General features: G+C 72.8%; 6 protein-coding genes. All 6 read right to left on the bottom strand.

Translation table 11 applies throughout. The features are described from left to right. Window positions 1–34 precede the first annotated feature (34 nt). Entirely contained in the window at window positions 35–526 is a 492-nt protein-coding gene (gene ruvX, locus D0D15_RS35060) for a Holliday junction resolvase RuvX (protein WP_094008024.1), read from the bottom strand. Beyond that, window positions 523–3,183, bottom strand: a complete 2,661-nt coding sequence (gene alaS / locus D0D15_RS35055; RefSeq protein WP_115945075.1) for an alanine--tRNA ligase — start codon at window positions 3,181–3,183, stop codon at window positions 523–525. Before alaS ends, ruvX begins: the two co-directional genes overlap by 4 nt. An 84-nt stretch (window positions 3,184–3,267) precedes the next feature. Further along, a complete protein-coding gene (locus D0D15_RS35050) occupies window positions 3,268–3,567 on the bottom strand; it encodes a hypothetical protein (protein ID WP_094008022.1) in 300 nt (99 codons plus the stop codon). Continuing rightward, on the bottom strand, window positions 3,564–3,962 hold the full coding sequence (locus D0D15_RS35045; RefSeq protein ID WP_094008021.1) for a DUF948 domain-containing protein: 399 nt from the start codon (window positions 3,960–3,962) through the stop codon (window positions 3,564–3,566). Before D0D15_RS35045 ends, D0D15_RS35050 begins: the two co-directional genes overlap by 4 nt. A 196-nt stretch (window positions 3,963–4,158) precedes the next feature. Continuing rightward, window positions 4,159–5,523, bottom strand: a complete 1,365-nt coding sequence (locus tag D0D15_RS35040) for a replication-associated recombination protein A (protein ID WP_094008020.1) — start codon at window positions 5,521–5,523, stop codon at window positions 4,159–4,161. Window positions 5,524–5,557: 34 nt separating this feature from the next. Then, a complete protein-coding gene (locus D0D15_RS35035; RefSeq protein ID WP_244215013.1) occupies window positions 5,558–6,415 on the bottom strand; it encodes an SGNH/GDSL hydrolase family protein in 858 nt (285 codons plus the stop codon). Between the last annotated feature and the right edge of the window lie 124 nt (window positions 6,416–6,539).

The raw sequence follows: 6,539 nt of genomic DNA, 5'->3' as shown, positions 1-6,539 counted from the left end.
GGACGCGGGGAACCGGGGTGCGGGGGCTGCTCGCTCACGCCTCACCCGCCCGTGCCCGGTGGGCGGCCCGGGCGTCGAGCCAGCCCTGCAGGATCTCCACGGCGGCGGCCTGGTCGACCACCGCGCGCTGCTTGCGGCCCTTCACGCCCCGCTGGGACAGCATGCGGGACGCGCTGACCGTGGTGAGGCGCTCGTCGGCGAGCCGCACCGGGACCGGCGCGATCCGCCCGGCGAGGGCGTCGGCGTAGCCGGCGGCGATCTCCGCAGCCGGTCCGTGGCGGTCGGCGAGTGTGCGGGGCAGTCCCACGATCACCTCCACCACCTCGTGTTCGGCCACCAGTGCGGCAAGCTGCTCGAGATCGCTGTCGCTGTTCGCATCACGCGACAGGGTAACCAGCGGGCTGGCGAGGACGGGCGAGGGATCGCTGAGCGCCACCCCGACCCGGACGGATCCGACATCGACGCCGAGCCGCCGGCCGGCCCCGGGATCGTGCTCCCCGGGGCGGTCCGGTTTCCGTGCGGTCACCCTGCCGCGACCGCGCCACGCAGCGCCGTGATGGCCTGCTCGATACCCGCCGGGTTGCTGCCGCCGCCCTGCGCGAGGTCCGGCTTGCCGCCGCCGCGGCCACCGACCGCCTCCGCGAAGGCCGGCACCAGCTTGCCCGCCGCGAAGCCCTTGTCGCGGGCCGCGGCCGTGGTGGCCACGACGAAGCTGAGCTTCTCGCCCTGCGGCGCGAACAACGCGACCACACCGGGGCGCGAGCCGAGCCGGTTGCGGACCTCCTGGGCCAGCGAGCGCAGCGCGCCCGCGTCGATGTCGCCGTCGAGCTTCTCCGCGACCAGCGACACGCCCTGGACGTCGGTCGCCTTGTCCGCGAGCGAGCCGGCCGAGCCGAGCACCTGCTGGGTGCGCAGCTGGGCGATCTCCTTCTCCGCGTTGCGCAGGCGGGTCAGCACGTCCTCGATGCGGGAGGGCAGCGCGTCGCTGGGCACCTTGAAGGTGTTCGCCAGCTGCGAGACCAGCAGCTGCTCCTTGCGCACGTGCTTGAGCGCGTCGGTGCCGACCAGCGCCTCGACGCGGTGCACGCCGGAGCCGATCGAGGAGTCCGACACCAGCTTCACCAGGCCGAGCTCGCCGATGCGGCCCACGTGGGTGCCACCGCACAGCTCGCGCGAGTACTCGCCCATGTCGACGACGCGGACGTTGTCGCCGTACTTCTCGCCGAACAGCGCGACCGCGCCCAGCTCCAGCGCCTTGTCCTTGGTCGTGGTGTAGGTCTGCACCTCGACGTCGTTCTGGAGGTAGTCGTTGACCTCCTCCTCCACCTCGGTCAGCACGTCGGTGGAGACCGGGCCGGGAGTGGTGAAGTCGAACCGCATGCGACCCGGCGAGTTCAGCGAACTGGCCTGCGCGGCGCGGCGGCCGTAGGCGCCGCGGACCGCGGCGTGCACCAGGTGGGTGGCCGAGTGCGAGCGCGCGATCGAGCCGCGGCGGGTCTGGTCGACCGACCCGGTGACCTCGGTGTCCAGGCCGATCTCGCCCGCGATCACCTCGACGCGGTGCACCCACAGACCGGGCACGACCTTCTGCACGTCGACGACCTTGGCCTCACCGCCGGAGCCGAGCAGGACACCGGTGTCGGCGACCTGGCCACCGCTTTCGGCGTAGAACGGGGTGCGGTCGAGGATCAGCTCGGCCTTGTCGCCCTCGCGCACGACCGGCACGCCCTGGCCGTCCTTGAGCAGGCCGATGACCTTGGCGCCGGCCTGCAGGTCGGTGTAGCCGAGGAAGTCGGTCTCGCCGTGCCGCTCCAGCAGCTCGCGGTAGACCGACAGGTCGCCGTGGCCCTTCTTGCGGGCCGCCGCGTCGGCCTTCGCGCGCTGGCGCTGCTCCTCCATCAGCGTCCGGAACCCGTCCTCGTCCACCGACAGCCCCTGCTCGGCGGCCATTTCGAGGGTGAGGTCGATCGGGAAGCCGTAGGTGTCGTGCAGCTGGAAGGCGCGGTCGCCGGCCAGCACGTTGCCGCCGGCCTTCTTGGTCTCCTCCGCGGCGAGGTCGAAGATCCGCGACCCGCTGGTCAGGGTCTGCAGGAACGCCTCCTCCTCGACCCGCATGACGTCGCTGATCCGGTCGAAGTCGCGCGCGATCTCCGGGTAGGACGGCGCCATCGCGTCCCGCACCACCGCGGCGAACTCGGGCAGCACCGGCTCGTGCACGCCGAGCAGGCGCACCGAGCGCACGATGCGGCGCAGCAGGCGACGCAGCACGTAGCCGCGTGCCTCGTTGCCCGGGGTCACGCCGTCGCCGATCAGCATCACGCCGGAGCGGGCGTGGTCGGCGATGACGCGGAACCGCACGTCGTCGGCGTGGTTCGCGCCGTAGCGGCGGCCGGAGAACTCCTCGGCGCGCGCGATCACCGGGCGCACCAGGTCGGTCTCGTAGACGTTCTCCACGCCCTGCAGCAGGTAGGCGACGCGCTCGACGCCCATGCCGGTGTCGATGTTCTTCTTCGGCAGCTCGCCGATCGGCGGGTGGCCGTACTTCGGGCTCTGCTCACCCCGGATGTCCTGCATGAACACGAGGTTCCAGATCTCCAGGTAGCGGTCCTCGTCGACCACCGGGCCGCCGTCGCGGCCGAACTCCGGGCCGCGGTCGTAGTAGATCTCCGAGCACGGGCCGCCGGGGCCGGGCACGCCCATGTCCCAGTAGTTGTCGCGGCCGTCGCGCGCCTGGATGCGCTCGGACGGGATGCCGGCGACCTTCTGCCACAGGCCCGCCGCTTCGGAGTCGTTCTCGTAGACGGTGACCCAGATGCGGTCGGGGTCGAAGCCGAAGCCGCCGTCGTCGGAGGACTTGGTGATCAGCTCCCAGGCGTTGGCGATCGCGCCTTCCTTGAAGTAGTCGCCGAAGGAGAAGTTCCCGGCCATCTGGAAGAACGTGTTGTGCCGCGTGGTCTTGCCGACCTCGTCGATGTCGCCGGTGCGCACGCACTTCTGGATGCTGGTCGCGCGCGGGTACGGCGGCGGGACCTCGCCCAGGAAGTACGGCTTGAACTGGACCATGCCGGCGTTGACGAACAGCAGCGTCGGGTCGTCCAGGATCAGCGACGCGCTGGGCACCGGGGTGTGGTCCTTGGCCTGGAAGTGCGCCAGGAACCGCTTGTTGATCTCGTGTGTTTCCACTGGTCAGTCCTCGTGGGGAAGCGGCGGGCGCCGCGTGTGTCAGGGGCTGCGGCGTCGGCGGAGGGCGCGGCTGGCTGGGCCGCGTCAGCCCTCCGCCCGGCGAGCTCGCGCCGGGCGCCGGGCCGCGTGCCGGCCTTCGGAGGCGCGCGGGGTGCTCACCCCGGACCGGTCCTCCACCATGTGACGCAGCTCCTGTTCCCGCTCGCTCATCCCGGCGCGCACGTCCGCGCCGAACGATCCGATGGCGCCGGCCAGCTCCGACACGGCGTCACCCAGGTTCGAGGCTAACCCCGCCGGCGACGCTTGACGAGCGGTTTGACCTGCCTTGCGGGTCAGTGCGACGCCGGTCACGACGCCGACGCCGAGCCAGAACAGGCGCTTCACTTGCGGCCCCGCTTCCGGCTGTGCTTGCCGTCGGCGAGCTCCTTGCTCTTGCGGCGGGAGCGGATGGCCTTGCTCAGGCCGTAGGACAGGGCGGCGGTCTTGACCAGCGGGCCGCCGAGGGTCGCGGTGAAGACCGACGACAGCGCGGACACGTTGCCGCTCACGGCCTGGGCGTTCGCGGTGATCCCGTCGACGCGCTCGAGCTGGGTGTTGACGTGGGTGATCGTCTCGTTGGCGCCGATCAGGATCGGGTCGGAGTTCTGGTGCGCCTTGCGGATGGCGATCGTCGCCTCGTCGAGCGTGCGACCGAGCTTGATCAACGGGATCGCCAGCAGCAGCACCAGCAGGACGAACGCTCCTGCGGCGATCAACGCGGCGATCTGCCCTGCCGACACGGGCCCTCCTCGGGTTCTAGCGGCGTGAATGCCGGTCAGGTTACCGTGCGTCGCCGTCAGTGGCTGGACGGCCCCTCCGGGCCGGAGCCGAGCGCCGGCATCGCTCGGCGTGGTGCGGACCCCGCGCCGGCGACCGCCTCGCGCGGCGTGTCCGTGACGATGCCGCCCCGGTCATCGGCAGGCCCGGGCGCGCCGGTCAGCCGCCGCGCACCGAGCGGCGCAGCCGGGGCACGCGCTCGGACAGCGTGCGTTCGGCGCCGCGTTGCGTCGGGTGGTAGTAGTCCACGCCCACCACCTCGTCCGGCGGGTACTGCTGCGCGACCACGCCTTCGGGCACGTCGTGCGGGTAGCGGTAGCCCTGGGCGTTGCCGAGCTTGGCCGCGCCCGCGTAGTGGCCGTCGCGCAGGTGCGGGGGCACCGTGCCCAGGCGGCCGGCGCGCACGTCGGCCAGTGCCGCGTCGATGCCGGTGACCACGGCGTTCGACTTGGGGGCGGTGGCGAGGTGGATGGTGGCCTGGGCCAGCGCGAGCCTGCCTTCGGGCATGCCGATGAACTGGACGGCGTGCGCGGCGGCGACCGCGGTCTGCAGCGCGGTCGGGTCGGCCATGCCGATGTCCTCGCTGGCGTGCACGACGAGGCGGCGGGCGAGGAACCGCGGGTCCTCCCCCGCCTCGATCATGCGGGCCAGGTAGTGCAGCGCGGCGTCCACGTCGGAGCCGCGGATGGACTTGATGAAGGCGCTGACGACGTCGTAGTGCTGGTCGCCGTCGCGGTCGTAGCGCACCGCCGCCTTGTCCACGGTGGACTCGACGATCGGCAGGTCGATGGTCTTGTGCTCGGTGGCCGACGCGGCGTCGGCGGCGGCTTCGAGTGCGGTCAGCGCGCGGCGGGCGTCGCCGGAGGCCAGGCGGACGAGGTGGTCCTCGGCCTCCGGCGTGAGTTCCAGCTCGCCGTCCAGGCCGCGCTCGTCGGCCAGCGCGCGGCGGATGAGCAAGCGCACGTCGTCGTCGGTGAGGGGTTTGAGCTGCAGCACGAGCGAGCGGGACAGCAGCGGGGAGACGACGGAGAACGACGGGTTCTCGGTGGTGGCGGCGACGAGCAGGACCGTGCGGTCCTCGACCGCGCCGAGCAGGGCGTCCTGCTGGGTCTTGGAGAAGCGGTGCACCTCGTCGATGAACAGGACGGTGTTCTCGGCGTTGTACTGGCGGCGGCGCCGGGCTTCCTCGATGACGCCGCGGACCTCCTTGACGCCGGCGGAGAGCGCGGACAGCGCGACGAAGCGGCGGCCGGTGGCGGTGGAGACGAGGTTGGCGAGGGTGGTCTTGCCGGTGCCGGGCGGGCCGTAGAGGAGCACCGAGGCCGGGGCGGCGCCCTCGACGAGGCGGCGCAGCGGGGCGCCTTCGCCGAGGAGGTGCTGCTGCCCGACCACCTCGTCGAGCGAGCGCGGCCGCATCCGGACGGCGAGGGGCGAACCCGGCGGGACCGGCGCCGTCTGGGGCTGCGTCACGCGCTCCGGCGGCGGCTCCAGGTCCGGGTTCACCGTGAAGAGTTCGTCCTGCACGCCTCCACCGTAATGCGGACCCCCGACGAAACCGTCACTGCTCCGCCGGTCGCGGCGCCGCCTCCAGTTCCAGGGGCTCGACGCGCCGGGCGCGCCAGGACTCGGCCGCCGACCGGGCCACGATGGCGGCCGCGTAGGGCAGCAGGTCGCGGCCGCGGCGCCACAGCCACGGGATGCCCTTGAGCACGAGCCAGCCCACGTGGTCGACGGTGCTGGGCGCGACGCCGCCGGAGCAGACGAGGCTCACCGGCGAGGGCACGGCGATCCCGGCGTCGGCGAGGAGTTCGGTCACCCCGCGCGCCAGGAGGCGGTGGCCCAGTTCGGAGGGGTGCAGCCGGTCGACGCTCCAGGCGGCGAGGTCGTACGCGCCGGGCAGCGAGCCCAGGTCGAGGCAGGTGGCGCCGTGGCGGCGGGTGACGAGTTCGATGACGTCGTTGAGCTCGGTGATGCGCGCGGTGAGGGCGCGGCGCAACGGGCCGGGCAGCCGGAAGACGCGGCTGTGGTCGTGGAAGCGCATGGTGACGACGGTGGCGCCGACGGCTTGCAGGGCGGTCACCACGTGTTCGAGGTCGCGGGCCATGCCGAGGGGGTCGAAGTCGGAGCGGAGGGTGTCGTTCATGCCGACGATCACGACCGCGACGTCGGGCCGGTGGTGCAGGGCCGCCGGCAGCTGGCCGGTGCGCACGCAGCGCATCCGGGCCCCGGTGAAGGCGGTGTTGAGGTACCCGGCGGGCGGGATGCCCAGCGCGGCGGCCACCAGCGGGCCGACGCCACGCCAGGAGCCGCCGGGGACGGGGTCGCCGAGGCCCACGGCGGTGGAGTCGCCGAGCACGGCCAGGCGAACGGCACGGCGGGGAAGCGGATCGGGGGTCTGGGTGAATTCTTCACGCACCGCAGTCACGTCTGAAGACCATCAGGCACGGAGCCGCCCACCACGTGATCGCCGGGTAACACGCCCCGGACGGCTCAGCGAACGTCTGGGTTTGTGGGGGTGGGCCGGGGAGGGTTTGCCTGGG

This window comes from Amycolatopsis thermalba, assembly GCF_003385215.1.
Lineage (GTDB): Bacteria > Actinomycetota > Actinomycetes > Mycobacteriales > Pseudonocardiaceae > Amycolatopsis_E > Amycolatopsis_E thermalba.
Note: the sequence above shows the minus strand (reverse complement) of the source record. Positions and strands in the feature narration are given on the sequence as shown.